30 protein-coding genes and 3 pseudogenes are annotated in these 25,974 nt (G+C 61.3%); 8 read left to right on the top strand and 25 right to left on the bottom strand.

From position 1 onward, the window contains the following. Positions 1–21 precede the first annotated feature (21 nt). A complete protein-coding gene (locus tag ATY29_RS17785; RefSeq protein WP_097532881.1) occupies positions 22–444 on the bottom strand; it encodes a tautomerase family protein in 423 nt (140 codons plus the stop codon). Positions 445–563: 119 nt separating this feature from the next. Here ATY29_RS17785 and ATY29_RS17780 point away from each other — a divergent pair, with 119 nt between their 5' ends. Beyond that, positions 564–1,160 (top strand): TetR/AcrR family transcriptional regulator, encoded by a 597-nt coding sequence (locus tag ATY29_RS17780; RefSeq protein WP_097532880.1) that lies wholly within the window; start codon positions 564–566, stop codon positions 1,158–1,160. A gap of 150 nt (positions 1,161–1,310) precedes the next feature. On the opposite strand, the gene ATY29_RS17775 is transcribed toward ATY29_RS17780, so the two are convergent. Then, a complete protein-coding gene (locus ATY29_RS17775; RefSeq protein ID WP_097532879.1) occupies positions 1,311–2,006 on the bottom strand; it encodes a GntR family transcriptional regulator in 696 nt (231 codons plus the stop codon). Between the two features lie 145 nt (positions 2,007–2,151). Next, on the bottom strand, positions 2,152–3,528 hold the full coding sequence (locus tag ATY29_RS17770) for an FAD/NAD(P)-binding protein (protein WP_193550365.1): 1,377 nt from the start codon (positions 3,526–3,528) through the stop codon (positions 2,152–2,154). Positions 3,529–3,748: 220 nt separating this feature from the next. Between ATY29_RS17770 and tauA the strand changes: the two genes are divergently transcribed. The 3 genes from tauA to ATY29_RS17755 are packed head-to-tail and all read left to right on the top strand — an operon-like array spanning position 3,749 to position 6,454. Further along, positions 3,749–4,762 (top strand): taurine ABC transporter substrate-binding protein, encoded by a 1,014-nt coding sequence (gene tauA / locus ATY29_RS17765; RefSeq protein WP_097532877.1) that lies wholly within the window; start codon positions 3,749–3,751, stop codon positions 4,760–4,762. A gap of 52 nt (positions 4,763–4,814) precedes the next feature. After that, positions 4,815–5,603 carry a taurine ABC transporter ATP-binding protein gene (locus ATY29_RS17760; RefSeq protein WP_097532876.1) on the top strand — a complete coding sequence of 263 codons (789 nt, stop codon included), beginning with the start codon at positions 4,815–4,817 and terminating at the stop codon, positions 5,601–5,603. Beyond that, complete coding sequence (locus ATY29_RS17755) at positions 5,600–6,454, top strand: ABC transporter permease subunit (RefSeq protein ID WP_097532875.1); 855 nt, start codon at positions 5,600–5,602, stop codon at positions 6,452–6,454. Before ATY29_RS17760 ends, ATY29_RS17755 begins: the two co-directional genes overlap by 4 nt. A gap of 24 nt (positions 6,455–6,478) precedes the next feature. Here ATY29_RS17755 and ATY29_RS17750 read toward each other — a convergent pair. The 16 genes and pseudogenes from ATY29_RS17750 to ATY29_RS17685 all read right to left on the bottom strand — a co-directional run bounded on the left by ATY29_RS17750 (position 6,479) and on the right by ATY29_RS17685 (position 19,196). Beyond that, positions 6,479–7,219, bottom strand: a pseudogene (locus ATY29_RS17750) (gamma-glutamylcyclotransferase). Between the two features lie 3 nt (positions 7,220–7,222). Beyond that, positions 7,223–7,531, bottom strand: coding sequence for a hypothetical protein (locus ATY29_RS17745; protein ID WP_097532874.1), 309 nt, complete (start codon positions 7,529–7,531; stop codon positions 7,223–7,225). A gap of 9 nt (positions 7,532–7,540) precedes the next feature. Beyond that, positions 7,541–8,122, bottom strand: coding sequence for an RBBP9/YdeN family alpha/beta hydrolase (locus ATY29_RS17740; RefSeq protein ID WP_097532873.1), 582 nt, complete (start codon positions 8,120–8,122; stop codon positions 7,541–7,543). Continuing rightward, on the bottom strand, positions 8,119–8,271 hold the full coding sequence (locus tag ATY29_RS36930; RefSeq protein ID WP_165779351.1) for a hypothetical protein: 153 nt from the start codon (positions 8,269–8,271) through the stop codon (positions 8,119–8,121). Before ATY29_RS36930 ends, ATY29_RS17740 begins: the two co-directional genes overlap by 4 nt. A 12-nt stretch (positions 8,272–8,283) precedes the next feature. Continuing rightward, a complete protein-coding gene (locus ATY29_RS36925; protein ID WP_165779350.1) occupies positions 8,284–8,448 on the bottom strand; it encodes a hypothetical protein in 165 nt (54 codons plus the stop codon). Positions 8,449–8,569: 121 nt separating this feature from the next. Next, on the bottom strand, positions 8,570–8,767 hold the full coding sequence (locus tag ATY29_RS17735) for a hypothetical protein (RefSeq protein ID WP_025417776.1): 198 nt from the start codon (positions 8,765–8,767) through the stop codon (positions 8,570–8,572). Between the two features lie 11 nt (positions 8,768–8,778). After that, entirely contained in the window at positions 8,779–9,339 is a 561-nt protein-coding gene (gene msuE, locus ATY29_RS17730; RefSeq protein ID WP_025417775.1) for an FMN reductase, read from the bottom strand. Between the two features lie 157 nt (positions 9,340–9,496). Next, positions 9,497–10,093: a 2-hydroxychromene-2-carboxylate isomerase gene (locus tag ATY29_RS17725; RefSeq protein WP_097532872.1), complete on the bottom strand. Its 597-nt coding sequence runs from the start codon at positions 10,091–10,093 to the stop codon at positions 9,497–9,499. Between the two features lie 41 nt (positions 10,094–10,134). Then, complete coding sequence (locus tag ATY29_RS17720) at positions 10,135–11,169, bottom strand: LLM class flavin-dependent oxidoreductase (protein WP_097532871.1); 1,035 nt, start codon at positions 11,167–11,169, stop codon at positions 10,135–10,137. Between the two features lie 30 nt (positions 11,170–11,199). After that, on the bottom strand, positions 11,200–12,135 hold the full coding sequence (locus ATY29_RS17715) for an ABC transporter substrate-binding protein (protein WP_097532870.1): 936 nt from the start codon (positions 12,133–12,135) through the stop codon (positions 11,200–11,202). Positions 12,136–12,200: 65 nt separating this feature from the next. Next, complete coding sequence (locus ATY29_RS17710; RefSeq protein ID WP_097533074.1) at positions 12,201–13,145, bottom strand: ABC transporter substrate-binding protein; 945 nt, start codon at positions 13,143–13,145, stop codon at positions 12,201–12,203. Between the two features lie 92 nt (positions 13,146–13,237). Next, positions 13,238–15,016 carry an amino acid ABC transporter permease/ATP-binding protein gene (locus ATY29_RS38205; RefSeq protein WP_097532869.1) on the bottom strand — a complete coding sequence of 593 codons (1,779 nt, stop codon included), beginning with the start codon at positions 15,014–15,016 and terminating at the stop codon, positions 13,238–13,240. Between the two features lie 37 nt (positions 15,017–15,053). After that, entirely contained in the window at positions 15,054–15,617 is a 564-nt protein-coding gene (locus tag ATY29_RS17700; protein WP_037092698.1) for a GNAT family N-acetyltransferase, read from the bottom strand. Next, a complete protein-coding gene (locus tag ATY29_RS17695; protein WP_097532868.1) occupies positions 15,614–16,813 on the bottom strand; it encodes a M20 aminoacylase family protein in 1,200 nt (399 codons plus the stop codon). The genes ATY29_RS17700 and ATY29_RS17695 overlap by 4 nt, the downstream gene beginning before the upstream one ends. Positions 16,814–16,830: 17 nt before the next feature. Then, complete coding sequence (locus ATY29_RS17690) at positions 16,831–18,180, bottom strand: LLM class flavin-dependent oxidoreductase (RefSeq protein ID WP_097532867.1); 1,350 nt, start codon at positions 18,178–18,180, stop codon at positions 16,831–16,833. Positions 18,181–18,203: 23 nt separating this feature from the next. Further along, on the bottom strand, positions 18,204–19,196 hold the full coding sequence (locus ATY29_RS17685; RefSeq protein WP_097532866.1) for an LLM class flavin-dependent oxidoreductase: 993 nt from the start codon (positions 19,194–19,196) through the stop codon (positions 18,204–18,206). A 218-nt stretch (positions 19,197–19,414) separates the two neighbouring features. Between ATY29_RS17685 and ATY29_RS17680 the strand changes: the two genes are divergently transcribed. Together ATY29_RS17680 and ATY29_RS17675 are read left to right on the top strand one after the other, a co-directional pair. Next, a complete protein-coding gene (locus ATY29_RS17680) occupies positions 19,415–19,696 on the top strand; it encodes a type II toxin-antitoxin system Phd/YefM family antitoxin (protein WP_097532865.1) in 282 nt (93 codons plus the stop codon). Further along, positions 19,696–20,019 carry a type II toxin-antitoxin system RelE/ParE family toxin gene (locus ATY29_RS17675; RefSeq protein ID WP_097532864.1) on the top strand — a complete coding sequence of 108 codons (324 nt, stop codon included), beginning with the start codon at positions 19,696–19,698 and terminating at the stop codon, positions 20,017–20,019. Before ATY29_RS17680 ends, ATY29_RS17675 begins: the two co-directional genes overlap by 1 nt. A gap of 211 nt (positions 20,020–20,230) precedes the next feature. Here the strand turns inward: ATY29_RS17675 and ATY29_RS38350 are convergent. The 3 genes and pseudogenes from ATY29_RS38350 to ATY29_RS38200 form a co-directional block, all read right to left on the bottom strand. After that, a pseudogene (locus ATY29_RS38350) lies at positions 20,231–20,482 on the bottom strand (DUF1217 domain-containing protein); the annotation flags it as partial. A gap of 114 nt (positions 20,483–20,596) precedes the next feature. Beyond that, a complete protein-coding gene (locus tag ATY29_RS17665) occupies positions 20,597–21,244 on the bottom strand; it encodes a TetR/AcrR family transcriptional regulator (RefSeq protein WP_003572513.1) in 648 nt (215 codons plus the stop codon). Between the two features lie 7 nt (positions 21,245–21,251). After that, entirely contained in the window at positions 21,252–21,380 is a 129-nt protein-coding gene (locus tag ATY29_RS38200; protein ID WP_280176733.1) for a hypothetical protein, read from the bottom strand. A gap of 27 nt (positions 21,381–21,407) precedes the next feature. On the opposite strand from ATY29_RS38200, the pseudogene ATY29_RS38345 reads away from it, so the two are divergent. Then, positions 21,408–22,176 (top strand): annotated as a pseudogene (locus tag ATY29_RS38345) (EF-hand domain-containing protein); the annotation flags it as partial. A gap of 28 nt (positions 22,177–22,204) precedes the next feature. On the opposite strand, the gene ATY29_RS17655 reads toward ATY29_RS38345, so the two are convergent. Together ATY29_RS17655 and ATY29_RS17650 are read right to left on the bottom strand one after the other, a co-directional pair. Continuing rightward, on the bottom strand, positions 22,205–22,618 hold the full coding sequence (locus ATY29_RS17655) for a type II toxin-antitoxin system VapC family toxin (protein ID WP_025417765.1): 414 nt from the start codon (positions 22,616–22,618) through the stop codon (positions 22,205–22,207). Then, positions 22,615–22,863, bottom strand: a complete 249-nt coding sequence (locus tag ATY29_RS17650) for a hypothetical protein (protein WP_003572515.1) — start codon at positions 22,861–22,863, stop codon at positions 22,615–22,617. The genes ATY29_RS17655 and ATY29_RS17650 overlap by 4 nt, the downstream gene beginning before the upstream one ends. Before the next feature lie 254 nt (positions 22,864–23,117). On the opposite strand from ATY29_RS17650, the gene ATY29_RS17645 reads away from it, so the two are divergent. Next, a complete protein-coding gene (locus ATY29_RS17645; RefSeq protein WP_003572516.1) occupies positions 23,118–24,935 on the top strand; it encodes a methyl-accepting chemotaxis protein in 1,818 nt (605 codons plus the stop codon). A gap of 27 nt (positions 24,936–24,962) precedes the next feature. On the opposite strand, the gene doeB is transcribed toward ATY29_RS17645, so the two are convergent. After that, positions 24,963–25,970 (bottom strand): N(2)-acetyl-L-2,4-diaminobutanoate deacetylase DoeB, encoded by a 1,008-nt coding sequence (gene doeB / locus ATY29_RS17640; protein ID WP_097532863.1) that lies wholly within the window; start codon positions 25,968–25,970, stop codon positions 24,963–24,965. Positions 25,971–25,974: the final 4 nt, after the last annotated feature.

The following is a 25,974-nucleotide window of genomic DNA, read 5'->3' as shown; positions in this document are numbered from 1 at the left end:
CTTTTCCCGATGTCCAACCGTCTAGGCAACTGACCCCGTGATGGCGCTTACCAGGTCAGCATTGCTGTAGCTGCGGCCGGCAATCCCCCAAGCTCCCTCGGGCGCATAAACAATGTTCGACCAGATGTTTTCGCGCCGGAGCCGCCCGGCCGCAGCGCGTTCGACGACGTCCGTTGCCTTCTCGATAAACGCTCTCTTCGTTTCCGGCGTCGCCAGGGCGATTTCGGGCAGTTTCAGTTCCACGAACGCTGCCTGCGCTGGTTTCCCTGCCACAAGCACGTGCTCTTTGGGAAGCACGTTGATCGAGCCGACAACATTCGAAGTCATGAACGCATTTCCATCGAGGCCGGAGACCTCGAGGACGGCCTCCGTCAGCCCTGCAAAGGCCTCCGCTTGCGCGCTAGGGGACAGCAGGCCTTCCGGTATGGTCAATGTGATGGGCATGGTCTCTCCTTGTTTTCAACATGTCCGGATGCAATATGTACCGAACGCTCTCTATCAGTAGAGAGCAATAACTCTCTATGCAATATAAAAGAGAGCGATCTCTCTTTATGGGGTTTTAAATGCGTTACAGCGCTGAACATAAGCAGCGTACTCAGGCGAAAGTCATCACCGCAGCTGGACAGGTGTTCCGCAAAGAAGGCTATGGTGGTGCGGGGATCGACGCACTGACAAAGGCAGCAGGAGTGACAAACGGTGCCTTCTACGGGCATTTTCGATCCAAGAGCGAAGCCTTCCGCGTTACCGTCCTTGCCGGGTTGGAAGAGTTGCGGCTGGGAATATCGGCCCTCAGGGCCCAACACAAACGGGGCTGGTTGAAAACCTTCGTCAACTATTATTTGGGCTACAAGCGGACCTGCGATCTCGGCGAAAGCTGCGCATTGCCAACTTTGTCAGCCGACGTGATGCGCACCGACAACGAAACCCGAGATGCTTATACCGAAAAACTGGAGCGCCTCATCGCGGAAATCGCTGCTGGCCTCCCAGATGCACCAGACGCTCCTGAAGGTTCCTCGCGGGAAGATAGGGCCATTGTGTTACTCGCCCTGCTTACCGGCGGTGTTACTCTTGCCCGGGCTGTCTCGAATCCTGCGCTATCCGAGAAGATCGCTCGGCTTGTAACAACGGAAGCATTGCGCGGGGAGAGGCCGGAAGCATGAGGCCGCGAGCCGTTCTAACGCTCGCCGGCTCTGGCGGCCCATCAACATCTTTCTGAAGAAAATATTCAGCGACGGCCTTCTAACACCAAGCGATATGCCCACCACGCCCAGCCCGCCTACGTCCAACAGAAAGCTCTGGCGGCTCCAGCCCTATTCGGCAGGCTTCTGCGTCGACAATACCGCTTCGGCAATTGCGCAGGCGGCGGCCACATGATCCATCGCCGCCCGCTGGGCTCCTTCGCCATCGCCGCGCCGGATGGCGTCGATGATCTTCGACATCTGCAGCGGCCCTTCGATGCTGCGCCTTTCCGTCTTGATCGTCATCGAGCGCAGGTGGTTGATGCGCACGGTCAGCAGGTTGACGACGCCCCAGGCGACATGCCTGTCGACCATGTTGAACAGCGTTTGATAGAAGGAAGAGGTATTGGCAAGCACGCCCGCCATATCGTTATCGTGATAGCTGTTGCGGATTGCGGTCAGGGATTCCTCGAGTGCTGTGACGATCTCGGGGCTGCCGCGTTCGGCGCACAGCCGCGCCGCCATGCCTTCGAGCGCACCGCGGATCTCATAGATCTGTCTGGCTTCGTCGATATCCAGCTGGGCGACGATCGGTCCCTTGTTGGGCAGATTGGCAACCAGCCCTTCTGATTCCAGATGTCTCAGAACCTCGCGCACGACTGTGCGGCTGACGCCGAGCTGGGCGCAGAGGTCACGCTCGACAAGCCGGACTCCAGGACGAAAATATCCATTGACGATGGCCTCGCGGACCTTGTCGAGCGCCAATTCCCGCAATGTCTTCGCAGGACGCTCGACCCTGATTGCTGCGTCCTTCAGAGCACCGCTCATGCTGTACCTCAGTATTGGATTGACTTCGCACGCTCACGTTCTGCCGCGACAGCCGAATTCAGGAATCGTATTATGGCCTACCAAATACTGTAACTGTCGGCGGCCGGCAATTCAACAGCACCGTGCCGATCCCAGGATGGTCAGCCTATGCATCGGAATTCGACCGCGCTCTGACAATCTCTTCGACCACGGTCTTTGCCTGTACCCGAATGTCGGGGACGGCGGTGATCTCCCAGAATTGCCCCGCAGTCAAGGCGCCGACGGCAAACAGCCGAGCGGGCGAGATTCGACACGGGGCGGTCACTTCGGAAGCCGCATTCACCTGGATGCCGAGGCCGAGAGGATCGGGAACGATCAGCTGAAATCGGCTCATTTCCTTCAAAAGCGGCGAGTGGCTGATCCCGGCGCGCTCCATACCCGTGCAGTTGACCAGCCAGTCCGCCCGGATCTCTGCGATCTCCCCCTTCGCTCTGACCCTGTAACAGGCGATGAGCCCGTCTTCCCCGGCCTCCAGCGATTTCAAGAAGCCCGCGTGGAAGCGAACGGTTCCGTCCGAAACCAGTTTCTCGAACGCGGAAAACACGTCCGGCGCGACCCGGTGACGGTGGATGTTCCACCATGCAAGCGCATGTCGCAGGAAACGCGCCCGCTCCTCGCTCGAAAGCCGTTGCCAGAGAATTTGCGTGACCGGTCTCAGGCCGTCCATCACGCTCCGCCAGTCGGCGACCTCCCGACTCTTTTCCCGCAACGTCTTCAATAGGCCGCTGATCGTATCCGGGAGCCTCGCGACGTCGATCGGCAGAGGCGCCGGCGGCGTCCTCGCATGTCCGAGCGGTGCAAGCCCGCGCCGTGAAAGCACGTCGATCCTGCCCCGATGGCCGTGGGCGCGAAGTGCCAGAACCTGATCGATCATCGTCAAACCGGAGCCGAGGATGCAGACCGCATCGAAGGGTGCGACGCGCCTGAGCCAGGAGAGCCGCCACGGGTTCTCGATGATCCGTGATCGCAGCGATGGCGGGACTCCGTCCGGAGCGACCGGAAGGGTCGCGTTCCCCACGCCGAGGCAGAGCACCACGTTCTTCCCGGCAATCTCGTCACCATTGCCGAGATGGAATGCCAGCGTGCTGCTGTAACGTTCAACGCATCCCGCCGCCTTGGCCTTGATGAAGTCCACCCGGCAACGGCCGTCCCGCTTTCGAAGCAGCCGCGCAAGCGTATCCCTGACATAAAGACCGTAATCGCCGCGCGAGGCGAAATCGCCGGCCTGCAACTGACGTCCATGGTTTTTCAGCCAGTCGACAAAGTCGTCGGGTTGATGCGGCAACAGGCTCATGCGGCCGGCGGGAACATTGAGGCGATGGAGATAGAGTTCCGTCCGGTACGCCGTCCCGCGGCCGAAGCCAGGATCGTCGCCGACGACGGCGACTTTCGCCGAAGCGGGAAGCTGTTCGATGAGATTACAGGTAACCGCTATCGCCGAAAAACCGGAACCAACCACGATAACATCATATGTCAAATGCACTCTCCCTGAAGCTCAGAACGTCATCGAGACATTTCGTCATTCAAGCCCCGTGTCGCTCACCGGTCCCTGCTGATCGCACCAGCGGCAGAATCACGAAAACAATTATCTCTATAGTCTATAAATATAGTTTGTTATTTCTCCCGCCAGCCCATTCTCAACGATTACCCTTTTGAGGGTGAGATCAAGGGGGCCGGGTGGCCCTCAAACAAAGGGGCTTAGGATGAATTTCAAAAAATTGGTTGCCGCGATCGCGATCGGCGTCGGCACTCTTGCAACGGCAGTTATCGCTGAGGCGGCAGACAAGAAGGTCGTCGTCGGCTATCAAACCGATGCCTTGCCGTCTTCCGTGGCGATCGCCAACGGCGAATTCGCCAAGACGACGGGATATGAGATCGATTTCCGCAGGTTCAATTCGGGCGCCGAGATCTTTGCGGCCATCGCCTCCGGCGACGTCCAGGTCGGCTATGTCGGCTCCAGTCCGTTTGCGGCTGCGGTCTCGCGCGGGCTCGAGGTCAAGGCTTTCTACCTCGCCTCCATCTCCGGCATCGACGAAGCGCTCGTCGTGCGCAACGGATCCGGCATCGACAGCCTGAACGATCTGAAGGGCAAGAAGCTTGCCGCCGCGCCTGTTTCCACCGACCATTATCAGCTCCTGGCGCTGATCAAATCGCTCGGGCTGACCGAGAAAGACGTTCAGGTCTTCGCCATCCCGCAGCCCGAAATCGTCGCGAGCTATAACCGCGGCGATATCGACGGCGGTTTCGTCTGGGATCCGGCCCTGACCGAGCTCAAGAAGAACGGAAAGGTGCTCGTCACCTCCAAGGACGTGGCAGACAAGGGGGCCCCGACATTCTCGGCCTGGGTCGCGACCTCGAAATTTGCCGGCGACAACCCGGAATTCCTGAAGGGCTTCGCCTCGGTCATTAACAAATATTACGCCTCCTTCGCATCTGATAAAGCTGCCTGGGGTCCCGACAGCGACAATGCCAAGTCGCTCTCCAAGCTTCTCGGCGGCACGCCCGAACAGCAGGCATCGGCCCTGAAGAACCTGACGCTTCTGACGCCTGACGTCCAGGCATCGGACGCCTGGCTCGGCGGCGGCGAAAAGGCGGGGGCCGGCAAGATCCTCAAGGACACCGCTTCGTTCCTGAAGGGGCAGGGCAAGGTCTCCGATGTGCTGGAAAATTACGGCGCCTTCGTCACCGCAGACGCGCTCACCGGCGTCAGCAACTGATCCTCCCCGACCCTGGCGCGGTACGCGCCAGGGTCAACCTGCGAGCGGCACCATGCTTAAAGTCGACCACGCCAGCGTTTTCTTCTCAGCCCGCGACGGACGCACCGTCCAAGCGCTCGATCGCGTCTCCTTCGATATTCCCGATCGGGGCTTCGTGGTTGCGCTCGGGGCGTCCGGATGCGGCAAATCAACCCTTCTCAACGCGATTGCCGGCTTTCTCCCGATTTCCGATGGCCGGATCACGCTCGATGGCCGGGCCGTTGAACGGCCGGGCGCCGATCGCGGCGTCGTTTTTCAGAAGGACTCGCTGCTGCCGTGGAAAACGGTTGCCGACAATGTCGCGCTCGGTTTGAAATTCGCCGGCGTCAATCGGAGGGAGCGGCAAGCCCGCGCCCTGGAACTGCTCCGGCTCGTTGGCCTCGACGAATTCGCCGGCGCTTTTCCCTATGAACTGTCGGGCGGCATGCGCCAGCGTGTGGGCATCGCCCGAGCGCTCGCGACAAATCCCGACATTCTGCTGATGGACGAACCGTTCGGCGCGCTCGACAGCCTGACCCGCGAGCAGATGCAGGAACTACTGGTGTCCATCTGGGATAAAACGGCCAAGAAGATTTTCTTCATCACCCATTCGATCGAAGAGGCCCTGTTCCTCGGCACCCAGGTTCTCGTCATGTCGCCTCGGCCGGGGCGTGTCGTGGCGCGTTTCGATCTGGATTTTGTCCGCCGCTTCGCCGAAACCGGCGATGCCCGCTCGATCAAGGCGTCGCCGCGATTTGCAGAACTGCGCGAGGAAATCCGCGCCATCCTTCACAGCAGCGAAGATTTGAGGAGTGCGGCATGAGCGATATCGTCCAGGCCCCGCCGATTGGCGCGCATAGAGAGGACCGTCAGGTCAAGCTGGTGAAAATGGCGAGCTTCGGCGCCGGCGAGAAATCCACGGTGGCCATCAGCATCGCCACCGCCCTGGCGATCCTGCTGCTGTGGTGGCTCGTATCCGCGCTCGGCGTCGTCCCGCACCTGTTTCTGCCGCGCCCGGATGAAGTGCTGACGCAGATCGGCGCCATCTATCGCGACGGTTACGCCGGAGCGTCGCTCTCCGAACATGTCTTTGCAAGCCTGTTCCGCATCGTCGTCGCTGCCCTGATCGCCATCACCGCCGGCATTCCGCTCGGATTGCTCATGGGACTGAACCGCTGGGCGAAAGGCGTGCTCGACGCGCCGATCGAGTTCTACTGGCCGCTTCCGCCCCTCTCCTACCTGCCGCTGATGATCATCTGGCTCGGCATCGGCGAAACGTCGAAGATCACGCTGCTAGTGCTGGCGATGTTCGCGCCGATCTGCCTCTCTGCTCAAGCAGGCGTTCGGTCTCTCCCGATCGAGCGCGTCAATGCCGCCCGGTCGCTCGGCGCGAGCCGGCTGCAGCTCTTCCTCGACATCGTCCTGCCATCCGCCCTGCCCGAGATCCTCACCGGCATCCGGATTGCGCTTGGTGTCGGCTGGGGCACGCTGGTTGCGGCGGAGCTGATCGCCTCGACGCGCGGGATCGGTTTCATGATCATGTCGGCATCGCAGTTCCTGGCGACCGACGTCGTCTTCGTCGGGATCGGCATCATTGCGATCTGCGCCTTCACCTTCTCGGCCGCTATCCGGTTCCTCGAGGCATTCCTCGTCCCCTGGAAAGGCAAGCTCTGACCGAACGGCTACAGGCAGCCATGTTCAATGGCTGCCTGTCGCCCCGTTCAGCCCGTGTATGGCGACGAGTTCGGCTGCGACCAGTTGCTGAAGCCGCCATAAATTGCGGTCCCGAATGCCGCGTTCCTCCAGATGCTTCACGGTCAGATAGAGATATTCGGCGCAGGAGCCCATGTGCCCGCAGGCGCGCGCCAACACCCGCGCCACCGTCTCCAGCGGCAACTTGCGGGCAACACGCTCGCCCTTGGGGCCAGCCCAAAAAACCAGCGCGCGCACGAGCCCATGCGCAGTCACGACCGGGATCCAGCGAACCGTCGCGGCGTCGTCCATCGTGCCGACCTCACGCCGGATCAACCGCGGGAGCTGGCCAAGGCGATCGTCGTCGGCGAGCCTGAAGACGATGCCGTTGCAACGGCCACCCCGGTCGAGCGCCATCATCAGGCCGGGCTGCGCCCGCGTTCCCCGCCAGCGGGTCATCTCCAGGCAGAAGGAGCGGTGCCACCCTCGTGTGGCGCCATGTTGCGCTTCGACGGCGTCAAAGTCCGGCTTCCATATCAATGATCCTTAGGCGAAGATCCAAAGCGGCGCGCCCGCCGACTCGTGAAGGAGCCGCTCGGCAAGCATCTCCAGCTCCGCGTCCGTCAACGGTTTTCGGTGCGGCTCCGGACCGACATCGACCTCGGGGCGAAGGCTCAGCGACACGAGTTCGTCGGTCAGAGCCATTCCCGGTCCGGTCATCAATATCGTGCTCCCCAGGTCGCTCATCCGTCAATGCACCGAGGATGTGGCCGGCTCGGCCTGCCGCAGTTGCAAGCTGCGCAGGAGCATCGCGGCTTCCCTGACGATTGCCGAGAATGTCGCATCATCGGCCTCTGCGATCCTTCCTGTCATGTCGCGGATGATCGTCGTCAGTTGGACGATCGACGTGCGATGCTGCGCATCTTCCGATCCCGTTTCGGCATCGGCCATGGCCAGCAGCGTCTGCACCAACCGTTCCATCGTCTGCCGGCGCCGTCTCCTTGGATCGGCGTTCGGACCTTCACTCAGGCGCAAGAGATCGGCGACGATATCGGACATTGCGCTGTCTCACACCGCAAAGGCCGGCAGCATGGAAACGGCGGGCCTGCGCCCGCGCGCCTGCGTCTTCAAGGCCTCCAGCAGCCGGTAACCGCTGCGCCAGCGACCAAAGCCGCTGGCGACATTGATGTGGCCGGCAAGGCCGATATTCCTGGTCTCGGCGTTCCACAGACGGCCGAAAAGGCTGAGCCGGTCGACCGTCATATAGGCATCGTTCATGCTGCCGACGACGATGCTGGGGAAAGGCAAAGGCGCCGTCGGCATGCCGCCGAACGTGATATGTCCCGGATGCAGAATTTCGGTGTCCTGCAGATCGCAGGGAGCGACGAGCAGCGCCCCCTTGACGCGGCGCGCCGCACTTCGCCCCGCCAGGCGGGCGGCAAGCAGGCATCCGAGACTATGGGCAACCAGATAGGCCTCGCCGGCCTCTTCAAGCGCGCCTTCCAGCCGCGGCAGCCAAGCCTCGAGGTTCGGACGATCCCAGTCATCTTGAGCGACGCAACGACTGCCCGGCTGGTCCTCCAGCCAGTGGTGTTGCCAATGCCCTTCTCCAGAGCCGAAAAGGCCGGGAAGGATGAGGACTTCGCTCATCGAATCAGCCCGATCACCAGAGCAAACAGGAAGGTGAAGGATCCGGCGATCGTGCAGAGCCCGACCGCATGCCGAAATTGCGACATGAGGCTCGCCGATGTTCTGCTTCCACCGTGCCGACCAAGGCCGCTCTCAAAGACGACTGCCATGACGCTATCTCCTCAATACCAAAGGCCGGGCACAGTGCCCCAATAGTGAAGCTCGTATTCTCGGGCGGACAGGTCGCGCTCGTCGTCCCGCGCGAACAATGCGTCTACGGGCTTCGACATCTTCGGCATGAGCAGACCGAGCGCGCGTTTCAGCCACAAATGGAAATCAAGCGTCATGCGAACCTCCTGTCAGGGACCGATATTCTGCAGCTGGAGCCGTGCTCTCACTCTTTAAATCGACGCATCGTTTAAAGCGCGTCGTTCACGCAAACCGCTGCACAGCTCTCCACGACCTTTTTTACGAAAGCAGCGAATGGCGTTGCGCATTGGCGAGAAGATCGTGAAGCGACGCGGTCGGTCCGTAGAGCATCAGCAGACGGTTCTCCTCGCGTTTCGCCAGCCGATACCGTCGGGCGAATTCGAAGACGCTCCACAATTGCTCGCCGGCGGCCGGCCGCTCCGCATCGGGGATCGTTGCTTCCTGAGATCGGGCCATGGCGACGGTCCTTATTCCGCCGCCGCCAATGCCGGGTTTGCGCCCGGAAAGAAGGCTGCCAATTCGCCGACCACCTCGCCCACGCGGCTCAGAATCGGATCGGATGAGACCGCATAATCGGTGAAATCGCGATCGGACGCATAAACGGCCGTCGGCAACGTATGGGCCATGAAAAAGCCGAACAGCGGCCGAAGCTGATGCTCGACCATCAGAGCATGCCGGTCACCGCCGCCTGTCGCCGTGATGATGATCGGCTTGCCCCGAAGCTCCTGCGGGTCGATCAGGTCGATCAGGTGCTTGAAATGGCCGGGATAGGAACCCTTGTAGGTTGGCGAGCCGATGACGAGGGCATCGGCCTGCACGATCTCGTCGACGACCCGCCTGGCCTGCTCGTCGAGGTCCTTGCGCCACAAGGCGCTGCCCAGCGACGGACCGACATCATGCAGATCATAGGTCTTGCTTGCAAATCCGTAGCGAATACTCGCACGTTCGGCGACGTGCCGCACGAGCGCCAGTGTCTTCGATGGACGATTGAAGCTGCCGGCAATGCCGACGAGTTTGAAACCTGACATGAGTTTTCCTCTCTTTAGGTTGCCTCAATTATTGTCTATCAAATTCATAGATTAAAGGAATGTGCATCTCTCCTTGTTTGCGCCGTTGAAAAAAACGTTCGCCGTCGCGTGAGCACGCATAAGCTGCACCCTGATCGACGGAGGAGCGACTCCATGATCAAGGCTTGTCGCCGTGAAGATGCCGTTCGAGGAAAGGCAAATTGTCCTGTCCCCAATAGATCTCGCCATCATAGACATAGGTGGGGAAGCCGAAGACGCCGCTGTCACGGGCATGGACGCGGTCCGCCGACCACTTGTTTTGGACATCGTCGTCGGCTTGCCGCCTGAGAAGGGCGGCGCCATCGAAACCTGCGGCGACGACGATCGCCTCGCGCACATCGGGCCTACCGATATCCTTCGCTTCGCTCCAGAAGGCGTGCTGGAGGGAGCGGGCAACACCGATCCAATCCTGTCCGTCGAGATAGGCTGCAATCACGAAGAGGGAAGCCGGCGTCGGATCGCCGAGCTCCGGGCGATGATCGAGCCGCAGCTCCTTGCCGCGGACGCGCGCCCAGCGCTTGAGATCCCGCATCCAGTAAGCGCGCCGGATTTCCGGGCGGTTGCGTGAGAAGATGCCGCCATTTTCCTCGACGACCGTCGTCAGATAGGGCGTGACGACGACGTCGTTCTTCGCTGCCAGTTCGGTGAAAGCGTCGAAGCCGATGTAGGACCAGGGCGATCCGATCGAAAAGAAATAATCCACGGTTTTGGTCACTGATCAATTCCTCGTAGATGGTTGTTCCGACGTGACGTCCGTCAGGACGCAACCCGGATGTCCGGCTGCCGTTTCCAGCCGAGCTCCGGTGCGATCGTCGTCACGAAGTCGTGGAGGATCTGGCGATATTCCTCGTGCTCGAACTCGTAGGGAAGCTCCAGCCGCAACGCGCCCACCTCGGGCAGGATGGGATCGGCGAAAAGCTGCTCCAATATCTCGTCCGACGTGCCGACGACATCCCGAGCAAACAAGGTGCGCCGTTCGCCCTGCGGCGAAAGCGTCCGCTCGTGGCGGCCATTGGCATAGTCTCGATACCGCCGGCGCGTTGCCGCATCGGCGCTGTCGAAAGGCACGATGACGCGGCCGACTGCGACGCGGCGATGGCTGCCCGCGCGACGAAAGGTTTCGATCAATCGCGATTGGGCAACGAAGAAATCATCCGTCCCCTCGCCCGCTATCACATTGCCCGTCAACAGGTTGAAGCCGTTACGGCCGGCCCACGCGGCCGAACGCTGCGACCCGCCGCCGTACCAGATCCGGTCGATCAAACCCTTGGCGTAAGGCTGCAGGCGCGGCCGCTGCGGACCGAAGGGCGTCTTGATCAAAGTCTGCGCGTCGCCGAGATAGGCGCCGCGCAGATTGTCGGCAAAGCGCAGCACGCGATCATGCGAGAAATCGCAACCGCTCCAGTCGCCGTCGAAGACAAGCGGGGCGATCAGCTCAGCGTGCAGCGGCCGGCCGGCGCTGACGCCGATGTTCAGCCGCCCACGTGCGAGAACGTCGACGGTCGCCAGGTCTTCGGCCAGCCGATAGGGGCTTTCATAGCCGATCGGAATGACCGCGGTTCCGAGCTCGATCCGGCTGGTTCGCTGCGTCGCCGCCGCCAGGAAGGCGCTCGCCGAAGAAATTCCCGGCTCCAGGTGCCGCTGGCGGACCCAGGCGCTCTCGAAGCCCAGCTCCTCGCCATATTGCAACTGCTGAAGCGTCTGCTCCAATCCCGACAGCGGATCGTCGTCGGAATAATTGCCGGGGGTGAGAAAGCCGATATGGCTGATGGATATATTGCGGCTACTCATGTCGTCCCTTCTCCTGCTGCCATCAGACGATCAGTATTTCGGCAGGCCGGGCGGGTTGGTCTCGGACGCCAGCAAGGCCTCCTCGGAAAGATGCCAGTGCTCGAGGATTTTGGCGTAGGTGCCGTCCTTGATCAGGCCGTTGGTAGCGATGGTCAGCGCGTCCGCCAGCCCGCTTCCCTTGCGCGTGGTGATCGCCACATCCGAGCGATCCGGCCAGCCGGCGCTCAGCGTGCCGACCCGCTTGATGTTCTTGTCGCGCGCGGCGATGAAGACGAGCTGCGCATGCGGCTGGACGATGACATCGGCCCTGCCCGACTGCAGCGCCAGAAGGCTCGTCGCCTCATCGTCGTAATATTGCAGCTCGATCGGTTTCAGGCCTGCGGCGACATCTTGCTCGCTCCATTTCACCAGGATGCGCTCCTGATTGGTGCCGGCGCCGACGACGATCCTAAGCCCGGCCGCATCCTTCGGCTCCTTGATCGAGGCAACGGGACTGTCCGATTTCACGAAGATCCCGTGCAGTCCCTGGCGATAGGTGGAGAAATCGAACTTCTCCTTGCGTTGCTCGGTGACGCCGACATTGGAGATGACGGCATCGTATTTACCCGAGGCGAGGCCGAGCGGCCAGTCGATCCAGGCAACGGGTACGATCTCCAGCGTCAGGCCGAGGCTGTCAGCAATGGCGTAGGCATAGTCGGGATCTGCCCCGACTACGGTCTTGGCGTCGGTGGCATAGGTCGCAAGCGGAGGACCGCCGGGGCTGACGGCGATGGTGAACTTGCTCGGCGTGACGAACTTGAATGCCACAGGGATAGAGGCAATCGCCGCCTCGTTCCTGGCAGCATGCAGCCTGCCCGGCTGCTGCGGGCTGAGGTCGAAATCATCGGCGGCACGGGTTGCACCGAAGGAAAGGCCGGACGTCATGGCGGCGATCAGCAGGGTCCGGAATGCCGGGAAGGCAGTCATCGTCTTCAATCTCCTAATTTGGCAGGCAGGAATGGCCGGCAGGAATACTGCCGGCCGGACAAGGATCAGGAGCCGCTCTTCGGCAGGCCGGGCGGGTTGGTCTGCGCTTTGTCGATCGCTTCCGGGTCGAGATTCCAGGTATCGAGGATCTTCTTATAGGCGCCGTTGGCGATCAGGTCGTTGACGACATCGGTCACCGGCGCCGCCAGGCCACTGCCTTTGCGAGTGGTGACCGCAATCTCGGCGGTGATCGGCCAGCCGCCGCTGACGGTACCGACGAGCTTGGTCTTGCCGTTGATGCCGGCCGAATAGGCCTGCGTCGCGTTGACGCTGAAGATGGCGTCGGCCCTGCCCGACTGGACGGCGAGATCCTTGACCGCGTCGTCGTCATAATATTGCACCTCGATCGGCTTGAGGCCGGCCGCAACGTTCTGCCGGTCCCATTCCAGTAGAATCTTCTCCTGGTTGGTGCCGGCATCGGTAATGACCTTCAGGCCGGCGATATCCTTCGGCTGCTTGAGCGCCGTGATCGGGCTATCTGCCTTGACGTAGAAGCCAAGCTCGTCCTTCCGGTAGGTCGAGAAGTCAAATTTCTCCTTGCGCTCTTCCGTGACGGTCACGTTCGAGATCACCGCGTCGAACTTTCCTGACGTCAGCCCCAGCGGCCAATCGGCCCAGGCGACGGAAACGAGATTGAGCTTCAGGCCGAGGCTGTCGGCAATGACCTGCGCGAGATCGACGTCGTAGCCGATAACCGTCTTGGAATCGGAGGCATAATCATGCAGCGGCAGGTTGCCGCTCGAGCTGATACCGACAGTGAAGACGCCGTTTTCGACGAATTTGAAGTCCTTGACTTCGGCAATGCGCTTCTCGTTCTTTTCCACCCGCAGCCGGTTCGGCTGTTCCGGGCCGAGATCGAATTTCTGCTGCGCCTGCGCCGAACCGAAGCCGATCGCGGCAACCGTCACGGCTCCTGCTATCAGAAGCCTTGCTTTAACTGCAAATGTCATGCCCCATCTCCATTTCATCTTCAGGTTGTGACTGTTGTCATTCGACCGGAGCAGCCCGTCGCGGCCCGGCATTTCGCCAGCGCTATCGGGCGCTAGAGAACCTTGGCGAGGAACTCGCGTGTACGAGGATGCTCGGCCTGCGTGAAAATGCGGGCCGGCGGGCCGGCCTCCAGAATGCGGCCGCTTTCCATGAAGACGACGGTATCGGCGACCTCGCGGGCAAAACCGATTTCATGGGTGACGACAACCAGCGTCGTGCCAGTGCGGGCGAGTTCCTTGATGACGTCGAGCACCTCGCCGACCAGCTCCGGATCGAGTGCAGAGGTCGGCTCGTCGAAGAGCAGCACCTTGGGACGCAGCGCCAATGCGCGGGCGATCGCCACACGCTGCTGCTGGCCGCCGGAGAGCTGGCGCGGATAGGCGTTGATCTTGTCGCTGAGGCCGATGCGCGCCAAAAGCTCCTGCGCCAACTGCACGGCATCCTCGCGGCCGATTCCGCGAACCTGGATCGGCGCCTCGATGAGGTTCTCGAGCACGGTCAGATGCGGAAAGAGATTGAAGCTCTGGAAGACCATGCCGATATCGGCGCGGGACTGGAGGATCTCTTTCTCCTTGAGCTCGTAGAGCGTGTCGCCCTTCCTGCTGTAGCCGACGAAATCGCCGTCGACCGAGATGAAACCCTCGTCGACACGCTCCAAATGGTTGATGGCGCGCAGCAGCGTCGACTTGCCGGAGCCGGACGGACCAAGGATGGCGGTCACGCTGCCGGCCGGCAGGCTGAGCTCGACATTGTCAAGCACCTTCAGAGTGCCGAAACTCTTGGAGATGCCTTGAATGCGCACTGCGCCGCCTGCGGCCCTGAGGACCGCCGCATCCCGGAATCCGACCTTGCGCGCGATGTCGGTCGCCGTATCGACGACAGGAAGCGGACGGCGGAAGCGCTGGAAAAATGCCTGAAAGGGCAGCGGAGCCGGATTGCGCACGGCGCCCTTGGAGAAGTAGCGCTCGATATAGCGCTGCGCGACCGACAGCACCGTCATGATGATCAGATACCAGACGGTCGCGACCATCAGCAGCGGGATGACTTCGAGATTGCGGCGATAGATCACCTGCACCGTGTAGAAGAGTTCCGGCAGCGCCAGCACATAGACCATCGACGTGCTCTTCGCCAATCCGATCAGCTCGTTGAAGCCGGTCGGCAGGATCGATCGCATGGCCTGCGGCAGGACGATGCGAAAGGCCTGGCGACGGCGCGGCAAGCCAAGTGCGGCGGCGGCTTCCAGCTGCCCATGATCCACCGACAGAATGCCGCCGCGGACGATTTCGGCGAAAAAGGCCGATTGGTTGAGCGTGAGGCCGAGGAAAGCGGCGGCAAAAGGCGTCAGCAGCTGCACCGTAGGATAGTCGATGAAGACCGTATCGGTGAAGGGAATGCCGATCTTGATCGTTTCGTAGAGATAGCCGAGATTATTCAATATCAAAAGCAGCACGATGACGGGGATCGACCGCAGCAGCCAGATATAGCCCCAGGAAAGACCCGATAGCAGCGGCGACCTGGAGACGCGGGCAAGCGCCAGCGCCGTTCCGAGAATGGAACCCGATATGGCGGCAAGCACGGTCAGGAGCAACGTCCTGCCGAGGCCGACGAGCACCGGCTCGGCAAAGAACCACTCGGCAAAGACGTTCCAACCCCAGCGCGGATTGGTGAAGGTCGAATAGAGCACGGCAATGATGACGACGGCGGCAAAGATCGTGCCTGCCAGACGGCCGGGATGGCGTGCCGGCACGATCCGGTAACGGGAATAATCCTGCTTCGATTCGACCTTCCTGCTGCCGGTGTCGATACCGACGAAATCCGTTGTCAGTGCCATTGCGCTTCCCTTTTATGATTGTCGATCTTTGCCGTTTTCAGTGATTTGCGCCGGCCACGCGCAGGCGCGGTTCGGCCGCCACATCCTCCAGGGCAAGCCCGGCCAGATGGCTGATATCCTTCTCGAAGGGTAGGCTCTTGTAGATCTCTGGGTCGGCCGATGTGTCGAAGAGAGCGGTGTAGCCGTCCTTCAGATAGAGGCCGACGGCCTCCGGCTGGCGGAAACCGGTTGTGAGGTAGATACGGCCGTAGCCCTGGCGGGCGGCCTGGATCTCCAGTTCCACCAGTACCTTGCGGGCAAGCCCCTGGCGGCGCAGGTCGGAACGCGTCCAGATGCGTTTGAACTCGGCCGTGCGCTCGTCATAATGCTTGAAGGCGCCGCCGCCGATGGTTTCACCATTACGGATCAGCAGCAGGAAATTGCCCTGAGGCGGCGCAAACGCTTCGGCGGGATAGCGGTTGAGCTCGGCCGCGGCACCTTCGGCATTGAAATAGGTGCCGTAGCGGCTGTCATATTCGTGGATCAATTCGTCGATCAGCGGCTTGGCGCGCGGATCGAGAGGGCTCGTATAGAGAAACGTTTCGCTCATATCGCTCGTCACCCGTTGTCATCAGTGAGGAAGGTTTCGGCGAGCCGCACCCAGTAGCGGGCGGCGGGCGCGATGATCGCGTCGTTGAAATTGTAGTGAGCGCTGTGGAGAGGCGCGCTGTCGCCATTGCCGACGAAAAGGTAGCTGCCGGGATTTGCCTGCAGCATGAAGGCAAAATCCTCGCTCGCGGTTCTCGGCCGGAAATCCTTCTCGATCGCCGCGAGGCCGAGTGCGTCATAGGCGACATCACGGGCAAACGCCGTCTCTTTGGCGTGATTGACCAAGGCCGGAAAACCGAGGCGATAATTCACATTCGCCTCGGCGCCGAAGCTTTCGGCCTGGGCGCGGGCAAGGGCTGGAATGCGCTGCTGCAGCAGCTGGCGAACCGTCTCGCTGAAGGCCCGCATGGTCAGCTGCATCTCGACACTTTCCGGGATGACGTTCGAGGCGGAGCCGGCATGGATCGAGCCGACGGTTACGACCGCCATGTCCTGCGGGTCGACATTGCGCGAGACGACGCTCTGAAGAGCCGTGATGAAGGAGGCGGAAGCGAGCACCGGATCGACGGTCCTGTGCGGTTCGGCGCCATGGCCGCCCTTCCCGACGATCTTGATGATCGCCTTGTCGACCGAGGCCATGGCCGGGCCGCTGACGAAGCCGAATTGGCCCGTCTCCACACCCGGCCAATTGTGCAGCCCGAAGACAGCATCGACCGGAAAACGCTCGAACAGACCTTCCGAGATCATCTTGCGGGCGCCGGCGCCGATTTCCTCGGCGGGCTGGAAGATCAGCCTCAGCGTGCCGCTGAAATTGCCGTTCTCTGCGAGATAGCGGGCAGCCGCCAGCAGGATCGAGGTATGGCCGTCATGGCCGCAGGCATGCATGACGTTGGGATTGCTGCTGGCATAGGCAAGACCGGTCGCCTCTTCGATCGGCAGCGCATCCATGTCGGCGCGAATGCCGATCCGCTTTCTGCCGTCACCACGCCTGAGGGTGGCGACAATGCCGGTGCCGGCAATGCCGGTAGCCACCTCGTAGCCCCAGGCGGACAGGCGGGATGCCACGAGCTTGCTGGTCCTCAGCTCCTGGAACGCCAGCTCCGGATATTGATGCAGGTCATGGCGAAGCGCGATGATCTCGTCGAGATAAGAGGCGATGCCCTTCTCGACCGGATCGTTGCTGCGTGGGTTTTGAGCGATGATATCCATGGCGGTTCGCCGGCGCCTCAGGCGCCGACAGCCTTTCCGGGCTCGACCTGGCTGGCCTCAGCCGCATAGCGGCTTTCGCGGAAGGGCAGACCGAGATGGTCGCGCAGCGTCTCGCCCTTCAGGATCGGATCGAAATAACCGCGTTCGGTAAGGATCGGCAGAACATATCTGGAGAAATCGTCGAAACCCTCGGCGATGACGGGAAAGCCGAGAATGAACCCATCGGCCGCACCCTGATCCACCCAGCGGATGATCTCGTCGGCGATATGCTTGGCGGTGCCGATGAAGGCGGTCCGCGGTGTTGCCGAATCGAGTGCGACCTGGCGGAGCGTCAGGCCTTTCTCCCGCGCCGTCCTTTTGATGCGGTCGGTGGTGGCGCGGAAATTGTTCCTGCCGATATCACCGAGTTCGGGGAAAGCCTCGTCCAGGGGATAGGTGCTGAAGTCGTGGTGATCGAAGAAGCGGCCGAGATATGCGAGCGCTTCCTCGATGGTGACGAGATTTCGGATCGCCTGATATTTGGCGTCCGCTTCCTCGGCCGTCCTCCCGACGATCGGGCCTATGCCGGGATAAATGCCGACCTCGGCCGCCCGGCGCCCATGCGCGATGACGCTGTCCTTCAGCTGTCGATAGAAGGCCTGCGCCTCCTCGAACGGCCCGCCATTGGTAAAGACGGCATCGGCATGTTTGCCGGCAAGCCTGATGCCGGAGTCCGACGCTCCTGCCTGGAAGATCACCGGCTGGCCCTGCTTCGAACGGCCGATGTTGAGCGGCCCTTCGATGCGGAAGAAGCGGCCCTTGTGGTTGAGGCGATGCATCCTGGTCTTGTCGGCATAGACGCCGGTCTCGCGATTGCGCACGAAAGCGTCATCGTCCCAGGAATCCCAGAGGCCCTTGATCGCATCGATATAGTCCTCGGCGATCTCATAGCGCAGCTCGTGTTCGGGGTGTTCGCGGCTGTAATTGCGCCCCGAGCCCTCGAGCGGCGAGGTCACCGCATTCCACCCTGCCCTGCCGCCGCTGATGAGATCAATCGAGGCAAACTGGCGGGCGATGGTGAAGGGGTCGCTGTAGGAGGTCGAGACCGTGCCGACGAGGCCGATTTTCGAGGTCGAGGCGGCAAGCGCCGAGAGAATGGCGATCGGCTCGAACCGGTTGAGGAAATGCGGGATCGACTGCTCGTTGATATAGAGCCCGTCGGCGACGAAAGCAAAAGCGATGCCGGCTGCCTCCGCCTTGCGCGCCGTCTTGACGAAGAAGTCGAAATTGACGCTGGCATCAGCCGGTCCGCTGGGATGTTTCCAGGCATTCATATGGCCGCCTGGCCCCTGCAGCATGATGCCGAATGTGACGTGTTTCTGAGCCATGGGATCAATCCTTGTTGAAACGGTCAGGCGACGAGCGAAAGCCGCTCCTCGGCGAGCAGCTCGATGGAGGCGAGGCGCTCGGCGACCGAAAGCGCCGGCGTGTCGAGCACGAACTCCTTGACGCCGTAGCGGTGGTGAAGTTCGTCCAACTCCTTACGGATCTGCTTTGCTGTGCCGTGCAGCACGCTCGGCACCTTCTCCTCGACACGGTAGTCGGTGACGCCGGCCTGGAGGGCAAATTCGGCCGCCTGTTCCTCGCTGCCGACATTGACGGTCTGGCCGTTCGGCAGGAACACCTTGACGATGCGCAGCCTGCCGACACGCTCGCGGGCATAATCCTCGCTTTCGGCGGCAAAGGCTGCGAGCGCCAGGATCGGTCGTTTACCGCCGGATGCCCGCTCATAGGCCTCGAAAGTCCGGCGCAGATTGTCAGGGTCGCCGTTCAGGTGGCCGGCAAAGACCAGTTCCCAGCCCTTCTCCGCGGCGAGTTCGGCGCTCTCGACGCTGGCGCCGAGCAGGAAACGTTCAGGCGCCGTCGGCGGGAACGGCGTTGCCTGGGCGCCCTGGTAATTCGGGTCGGCGGCGAGATAGGTGTTGATATCGGAAAGCTGGCTCGCGAAATCCGGCTTCCTGGCCGGATCGACAGCAAGCTGCAGAGCCCGGGTCGACAACGGAAAACCGCCCGGCGCCTTGCCGACGCCGAGATCGACACGGCCGGGCGCAAGCGATGCCAGTAGATTGAAGGTCTCGGCGACCTTATAGGCGCTGTAATGTTGCAGCATGACGCCGCCCGAACCGATCCGGATATTCGAGGTCCTGGCGAGGAGGTAGGCGATCAGCGCCTCCGGCGCGGAACTCGCCAGATTGGACATGTTATGATGTTCAGCGACCCAGAAACGGTGATAACCGAGTTCCTCGGCGCGGGCGGCAATCTTGACCGTCGCCCGCAGCGCATCCGCCGCGGTAAGCCCCTCTTCGATTGGACTTTTGTCGAGCAGGCTGAGAAGGTAAGTCATGAGACCACGATCCGATCGCTGGTTGCAAATCTTAGTCTATAAAATCAGTAGACAAACTCCTTTATAAGAAATGGCATTCTCTTTCGGACGCATTGTGTGAAAAAAGCAGCGCACCTGAATCGGACAATCGGATGTCGCGAACGTGTTATGCCGTCGATTGAAAGTCGTCTTTCAATCGACCATTTAATGATCTATATTCTGGTCGAAATGGAGCTCGCATGAAGCTTTCAGCACAGGTCAAGCCGATCAGCTACCTCAAGGCACATGCGCCCGAGATCATCCGGACGCTGAAAGATAACCCGCAGCCGGTGGTCATCACGCTGCACGGTGAGGCGAAGGCGATCCTTCAGGATGTCGGACAATATGAAGAAACCCAGGAGACGCTGGCGCTCCTGAAAGTGCTGGCCCTCACCAACCGGCAGGTCGACGAGGGCAAATTGCGCCCCGCTGCGGAAACCTTCGCGCGCCTCCGCAAACGTCTGGCCGATAGCCAGTCCTGATGGCCTATCGTGTTCTTTTCGCCGAGGACGCGGAACGGGACATCGAGGATCTCTATCGGTTCATCGCCGGCCGCGACGGCGCCGAGACTGCAGAGCGGGTGCTAAGCGACATCGAAAGCACCTGCGCCGATCTCGAAGAATTCCCGGCCAGCGGAAATATTCCAAAGGAACTGGCGAGTATCGGAATCTCCGAATATCGCGAACTCCACCACAAGCCATGGCGCATGATCTATCGCATCCTCGGCACCGATGTCGTCGTCTACTGCGTCGTAGACGGACGCCGCGACATGCAGGCGTTTCTGGAGCGAAGGCTCATCCGCTAACACGGCGCGCTGTTTCAAAGTGTTAGAGCGTCCTTTGTGCGGCCAAAAGAACGCACGCCGGGCGAGCTTGCAGAACGAGGCCGAGCGGGAAGGTTTTCAGTCAGCCACCCTCATCGTGGTTGCCCGGTCGCCCGCCTTGCGCTTCGTCCTGCCGGTTCGAAACGGCCGTCTCCCCGCTGCCCTGCTCTCGCGCCTCGGCCGCGGCCCGGTTGTCTTGCTCAGCCAGCGCCCTCATGAAGGCCTTGGCATAGGTCGTGTCGTCGAGCCCGTTGGCCTTTCATGGCATAGGAGTAGAGTTCGTAATCGCCCTGAACTGATCGACAGTGGTGACCTTGCCGATGTTTTCCTTGTAATAGGCTCTGTCGCGCAACCGTGGCCTGGGACGCCACGCTCGAGAGGCTGGCGTCGGATTTGGTGCGACTGCGAGATAGCTTACCTAAGTGGCGACCAACGTCTGTCCCATGTCATGGGCGCGGCCAACGGGCGCGAAAGCCTGAATCAATTTAAACGAACTGTATAGTTCTATTATTCATCCAATATGGAATTGGAACAAAAGGCGGAGGATGCCTTTTTGGGCCTACGAGGCCCCGACGCCGGCTGCGAAGATTGCGATGCAGCGGCGAAGATGGGCGAGCAGTTCGGCCCGGTCGGGCCAGGCCTGAGCGCGCCCTTCCGGCGGGACCATCCCTCCGAAGATCATGTCCATCAGCATCCGGGCTCCACTCGCCGGATCATCGAGCGTCAGCTGGCCTTCCGCCTGGCGATCGCTCAACCACTCGGCGAGGTGTTGACGGCTAGCAAGGATGCCTTCGCGCTGCAGAATGTCGACAAGCTCAGGAAACTGCGACGCTTCGTGAAAGACAAGCTGCAGAAAACCGGCGTGATCCGCATCCTTCTCCTCATCCATGTCGATCATGAAGATATGTTCGAGGCTCTGGCCGATCGGAAGGTCTTCCGCGGGCCTCGGCAGGTCGAGCATCAGACGCCGATGCGCACCGACCACGGCGGCAAACAGCTCTTCCTTGCTCTGAAACAACTTGTAGAGCGTCTGTTTCGAGACGCCGGCCTCGGCGGCGACGACCGCGGTCGTACTTCCGGCATAACCGTATTTTACGAAAACGCGGCGGGCGATTTCGACGATATGCGTCCGCTTGTCCTCATCGCTGGAGACTTTCGGCCGGCCTCGCTTGCGCGGCTCATCTGCGGGCTCATCAACACCACCCATGACGATCTTAAACCGCTTTACCGAAGTGCACGCCGACCGCCCTGAAAAGCAAACCGCGAATCTGAGGGATGATTTTTTCGGTTGTGGCATTAGCAATTTCTATTAGAGAACTAATCAGTTCTGCAATGCGTTGCATCCCGACCCTCTTAGCGATGGAGCGCGTATGACAACCGTTTCCGCCGCGACATCGATTTCCTCCTATTCCTGTAGTAAGAATTCGACATCCGCAGCCCAGGACATTCTATCCTGTAGTACGGTTTCGGCAAAAAAATCAACCACAAGCCAGCAGTCCGACAGCGCCGAGAAACTCATGTCCCAGCTGATGTCGCTGGCGATGAACGGCCTTACCGGACAGTCCGGCTCCAACGGGGGGCAGGACGGCGATGACGGCACGGACGTTGCGCAGCTTGACACCGATGGCGACGGCTACGTGAGCAAGGCCGAGTTCGTCGCAGCCAGACCGTCTGATGTGACCGAGGATCAGGCCGGCACGCTATTCGACAGCTTCGACAGCGAAGGTTCCGGCTCGCTGTCGGTCGATGCGCTCCGAGGCCATGTCCGCCCAGAGATCCGCGCGGGCGGGCGGACCACGGCCGCCGCCCGAAGGTGATGACGAGCTTGCATCGCTGCTCTCCGATCTCGATACCGATGGAGACGGGCTGGTGAGCAGGGCAGAATTCGTCGCAGGCCGGCCGTCCGATGTGAGCGAGGATCAGGCCGGCACACTGTTCGACAGCTTCGACAGCGAAAGCGCCGGCTCGCTATCGGCTGATGCGCTGACCGAGGCTATGTCCTCTCCTTCGTCGCAGCGTCCCGACGGACCGCCGCCCGCCGACGATGACCAGTCTGCATCCCTGCTCTCCGATCTCGACACGGATGGAGACGGGCGCGTGACATTGGAGGAATTCATGGCCGGCAAGCCGGAGGACGTGGATTTAGGCCGCTGCTTGCTTCGGGAGATCAAAACTCCCACGGGGAGATCAATTCAAGGTTCGTGGTGACGAAATCGCCCAGGTTTCGCGTGGCAAGTCGACCACCATTCACCTGCGCAATAGCTGCGATCATGCCATCCGGCGCTGACATGCCGCGCCCGTGACGAGTTGCCGTCCCCATGATCTCGCCATAGGCAAGAGCGGCCTCCTCGGTCAGGCCAAAAATCCGGTCCGCGAACCGACGCCGCCAGTCGGACAGTCCCCGTTCGAGGCGTTCGGCCCGATGATCGGGCCGGATCTTCTGGATGCCGAAAGCGATCTCGGCGATCGTCACCGTCGGCAGAGCCAATTCAGCATCATGCCGGATGAGCCATGCGATCACCGCTTCATCCGGCGAATGTCTCAAAGTTTCCGAAACAATGTTAGTATCGAGAAAAATCAAAGCTCGAGGCCCTTATGCGCCTGCCGGCCTGCCCTGACAACGGCTTCAAGGTCGATATCCGTCCCGCTTTGCTGCGAAAGCCTGGTGTAGAAGGATGATGCCGGTTCACGACCCGCTTCGCGTATTTCATAGGATTCAAGCGCTCGCTCGACAATGTCGGCTATCGAACGGTTTTCGCGGCGGGCAAGCCGGTGAGCAAGGTCACGCGCCCTCGCGCTCCGTACGGAAAGCTGAGGTTCAGCCATGTTGATCTCCTTTGCGATAGATATAGCGGCCTCGCCGCAAGCCATCAAGATGGCAGATGGTGGCTTGGTGCCAAAAAATAACCTGAACGATCCCTCAAACACCCCAATTTTGGACGCTTGCACCGCCTCGGACAGGCCCAATCAACCTCTGATACTTAGAAGAATTAACCATATTTCAGCGTTCGCGCGAAATAATGCCATACGTAGATCAGGCGTCTTGCGGGCGAAGCCACAAGTTATTTGGAGACGGTCCTTTGGCCTTTACTATTGCGCGCAGCTTGGTGGCATTTGGTGTCGCCGTTTCGACAGGCCTTTTCATGTCGATCGGATTGCAGCAATCGGCGCTCGAACGGCTGAAAGTCAACGGCCCGGTTTACGAGCAGGTCGTCTACGGCAAAGATCTGATCGCCGATATCCTGCCGCCCCCGCTCTTCGTGGTCGAATCCTATATGCTCTCCTTCGAGGCGAGCAAATTTCCCGAACTCACCGCCACCAATCTCGCCAAGATCGCCAATCTCAAAGCCGCTTACGACGACCGTCGCGCCTATTGGAAAACCACCCGGCTGCCGCAGGCTTTGAAGGACGAACTCGAAAACGATGTTATCGCCAAGGGTGATACATTCTGGGACGTGATGAACCGTGAGATCATCCCGGCGCTGAATGCAAAGGACGAGGACAAGGCGCACGGTGCGATCGAGCAATTGCGCGTCGCCTTCCATGCGCACCAGGACGCGGTGGAGAAACTCGTCGCCAATTCCGATGCCTTCCTGAAGGGCGAGGAAAAGAACGCAGCCTCCGAAATCGTCACCTGGACGATCTATGCCGGCGCTGCCGGCTTCGGATCGTTCGGGCTGCTGCTGGTCGGACTCTATCTTCTGCGCCGCCGGGCAATCGTGCCGCTCGATGGCATGAAAGCCTATATGGGCAACCTCGCGGACGGCGACTTTTCAACCGACGTCCCTTATGCCGACCGTCCCGACGAGATCGGCGCAATGTCCAAGGCCGTGGCGGTATTCCGCAGCAACGCGCTCGAGCGCCAGGAGGCGCAGAAGCGCGAGACGGCACTTCGCGATGCGGAATTTGAACGTGAACGCAGCCAGATGGCCGAAAAAGCCGCCGAAGAGCAGATCCGCGAAACGGTGATCGCTCAGCTGACCCATGGCTTGGACCAGCTATCGCACGGCAATCTCGATTGCCGGATCACCACGCCCTTTGCCACCGCCTACGAGACTTTGCGCGCCAAGTTCAACGACAGCATGGATGCGCTTTGCGCCTCGATGGCCGAGATCGCCCAAACCTCCAAACAGGTGGATAGCGCCTCGGCCGACATTACGGGTGCAACCGAGAGCCTCGCATCGCGCACGGAACAGCAAGCCGCGATGCTTGAAGAGGCCGCAGCCGCGCTCGGCGAGATGAATGCCAAGGCGAAAGACGCCTCGGATCATGCCGGCAAGGCGACCGGCATGATGACCGAGACCCGCAGCAGCGCCGAACGTTCGGCGGCCGTCGTCCGCGAAGCGATCGCCGCCATGGAACGGATCGAAGGCTCGTCCTCACAGATCGGCGACATCGTCAATGTCATCGATGAAATCGCCTTCCAGACCAATCTTCTGGCGCTCAATGCCGGGGTTGAAGCGGCCCGCGCAGGCGAGGCGGGCAAGGGTTTTGCCGTCGTGGCACAGGAGGTGCGTGAACTCGCCATGCGCTCGGCCAACGCCGCCAAGGAGATCAGGGCTCTGATTTCCACATCCTCCTCTCAGGTCTCCACCGGGGTGGAGCTTGTCAACCGCACCGGCAAGGCGCTTCAGGAAATCGAAGGACAGGTCGAGCAGGTTGCCGGGCTGATCGCCCGGATCGTTACTGTATCCTCCGAGCAGGCGGTCGCGATCCGCGAGATCAATGCCTCCGTCAACGCTCTCGACCAGGTGACGCAACGCAACGCGACGATGGCGGTCGAAACCGCTTCGGCCTGTCGCGCGCTCGGCGCCCAAACGCAGACATTGGAAGGGGTCGTCAGACGCTTTCAGATCGACGCGGCAGCCAGCATGTCAAGGCCGCGTCAAGCCGCTTGACGCGACGGTCGGGCTTCTTCCGTCACCTCATTCGTCGACGGTTGCGACGACGGCAACGCAATCGCCTGGTTTGACCAGGCCCGGGAAATGCCGTGCGCAGAGAATGCCGCTCATGCCGGCGCGGATCTCGCAGGGGGCCACCCCGGTCCGCCCGGTCGGATAGATCCGAGCAATGACTGCATCCTCACTGACGGCTTCACCGAGATCGATAAGAGGCTCGATGAGGCCGCCCTCCTCCGCAAAGGAGAAACAGCGGCCGTCCGGCATGTCGAGCCAGGTCGTCGGATCAATATGGGCGGCGCCTGCAACGATCCCGGCATGGCGCAGCACATTCATGGTGCCGCGCTTGGCAATCGCCGCACTCTTGGCCGTAGCCGTCCCGCCGCCGCCGAGTTCCGTGGTAATGAAAACCTTGCCCATCTCCTCGGCCGCGGTGTCGTACATGCCGACCGCATCGATCTCCAGCATCTTCATCGAATAAGGCGCTGCAAAGGCCGTGACGAATTCGAAAGCCTTTGCCTCCTGTTGCTTGTTCGCCAGGATGTGTGCTGCGCAGAAGGGCAGGAAATCGAGCGTCTTGCCGCCGGAATGAAAGTCGAGAACGAGATCGGCCATCGGCAGGAGCACACGCTGGAAGTAGTCGGCGATCTTCTGCGTCACCGTCCCGTCCGGCTGGCCTGGGAAGCTGCGGTTCATATTGCCCCGGTCGATCGGCGACGTCCTGGTTCCCGCCAGAAACGCCGGATAGTTCATCGCCGGTACGATGATGACCCTGCCGCTGACCTCCTCGGCCTTCAGCGAGCGGGCGAGATCGAAGAGCGCGATCGGTCCTTCATACTCGTCGCCATGATTGCCGCCGGTCAGAAGCGCCGTCGAACCGTTGCCGTTGCTGACGACCGTGATCGGGACCATCACCGAGCCCCAGGCGGAATCGTCGCGGCTGTAAGGCAGCCTGAGGAAACCGTGCTGGATGCCCTCGGCAGCGAAATCCACCGTCGCGCTGATCGGCGACGGCCGCAAGCCAATCTCGTTCATGACA

This window comes from Rhizobium hidalgonense, assembly GCF_002914525.1.
Lineage (GTDB): Bacteria > Pseudomonadota > Alphaproteobacteria > Rhizobiales > Rhizobiaceae > Rhizobium > Rhizobium hidalgonense.
This window is presented reverse-complemented; position numbering and strand designations above follow the sequence as displayed.

Bases quoted from the DNA above. Each gene is read 5' to 3' on its own strand.
- ATY29_RS17680 (WP_097532865.1), top strand. From the start codon at position 19,415: ATGAAGCTTTCAGCACAGGTCAAGCCGATCAGCTACCTCAAGGCACAT.
- ATY29_RS17785 (WP_097532881.1), bottom strand. From the start codon at position 444: ATGCCCATCACATTGACCATACCGGAAGGCCTGCTGTCCCCTAGCGCG.
- ATY29_RS17720 (WP_097532871.1), bottom strand. From the start codon at position 11,169: ATGAGTAGCCGCAATATATCCATCAGCCATATCGGCTTTCTCACCCCC.
- ATY29_RS17690 (WP_097532867.1), bottom strand. From the start codon at position 18,180: ATGGCTCAGAAACACGTCACATTCGGCATCATGCTGCAGGGGCCAGGC.
- ATY29_RS17665 (WP_003572513.1), bottom strand. From the start codon at position 21,244: ATGGGTGGTGTTGATGAGCCCGCAGATGAGCCGCGCAAGCGAGGCCGG.
- ATY29_RS17735 (WP_025417776.1), bottom strand. From the start codon at position 8,767: ATGGCCCGATCTCAGGAAGCAACGATCCCCGATGCGGAGCGGCCGGCC.
- ATY29_RS17685 (WP_097532866.1), bottom strand. From the start codon at position 19,196: ATGACTTACCTTCTCAGCCTGCTCGACAAAAGTCCAATCGAAGAGGGG.
- ATY29_RS17675 (WP_097532864.1), top strand. From the start codon at position 19,696: ATGGCCTATCGTGTTCTTTTCGCCGAGGACGCGGAACGGGACATCGAG.
- ATY29_RS17760 (WP_097532876.1), top strand. From the start codon at position 4,815: ATGCTTAAAGTCGACCACGCCAGCGTTTTCTTCTCAGCCCGCGACGGA.
- tauA (WP_097532877.1), top strand. From the start codon at position 3,749: ATGAATTTCAAAAAATTGGTTGCCGCGATCGCGATCGGCGTCGGCACT.
- ATY29_RS17710 (WP_097533074.1), bottom strand. From the start codon at position 13,145: ATGACATTTGCAGTTAAAGCAAGGCTTCTGATAGCAGGAGCCGTGACG.
- ATY29_RS17775 (WP_097532879.1), bottom strand. From the start codon at position 2,006: ATGAGCGGTGCTCTGAAGGACGCAGCAATCAGGGTCGAGCGTCCTGCG.
- msuE (WP_025417775.1), bottom strand. From the start codon at position 9,339: ATGTCAGGTTTCAAACTCGTCGGCATTGCCGGCAGCTTCAATCGTCCA.
- ATY29_RS38200 (WP_280176733.1), bottom strand. From the start codon at position 21,380: ATGCAACGCATTGCAGAACTGATTAGTTCTCTAATAGAAATTGCTAAT.
- ATY29_RS17695 (WP_097532868.1), bottom strand. From the start codon at position 16,813: ATGGATATCATCGCTCAAAACCCACGCAGCAACGATCCGGTCGAGAAG.
- ATY29_RS36925 (WP_165779350.1), bottom strand. From the start codon at position 8,448: ATGACGCTTGATTTCCATTTGTGGCTGAAACGCGCGCTCGGTCTGCTC.
- ATY29_RS17715 (WP_097532870.1), bottom strand. From the start codon at position 12,135: ATGACTGCCTTCCCGGCATTCCGGACCCTGCTGATCGCCGCCATGACG.
- ATY29_RS17650 (WP_003572515.1), bottom strand. From the start codon at position 22,863: ATGGCTGAACCTCAGCTTTCCGTACGGAGCGCGAGGGCGCGTGACCTT.
- ATY29_RS36930 (WP_165779351.1), bottom strand. From the start codon at position 8,271: ATGGCAGTCGTCTTTGAGAGCGGCCTTGGTCGGCACGGTGGAAGCAGA.
- ATY29_RS17740 (WP_097532873.1), bottom strand. From the start codon at position 8,122: ATGAGCGAAGTCCTCATCCTTCCCGGCCTTTTCGGCTCTGGAGAAGGG.
- ATY29_RS17780 (WP_097532880.1), top strand. From the start codon at position 564: ATGCGTTACAGCGCTGAACATAAGCAGCGTACTCAGGCGAAAGTCATC.
- ATY29_RS17755 (WP_097532875.1), top strand. From the start codon at position 5,600: ATGAGCGATATCGTCCAGGCCCCGCCGATTGGCGCGCATAGAGAGGAC.
- ATY29_RS38205 (WP_097532869.1), bottom strand. From the start codon at position 15,016: ATGGCACTGACAACGGATTTCGTCGGTATCGACACCGGCAGCAGGAAG.
- ATY29_RS17745 (WP_097532874.1), bottom strand. From the start codon at position 7,531: ATGTCCGATATCGTCGCCGATCTCTTGCGCCTGAGTGAAGGTCCGAAC.
- doeB (WP_097532863.1), bottom strand. From the start codon at position 25,970: ATGAACGAGATTGGCTTGCGGCCGTCGCCGATCAGCGCGACGGTGGAT.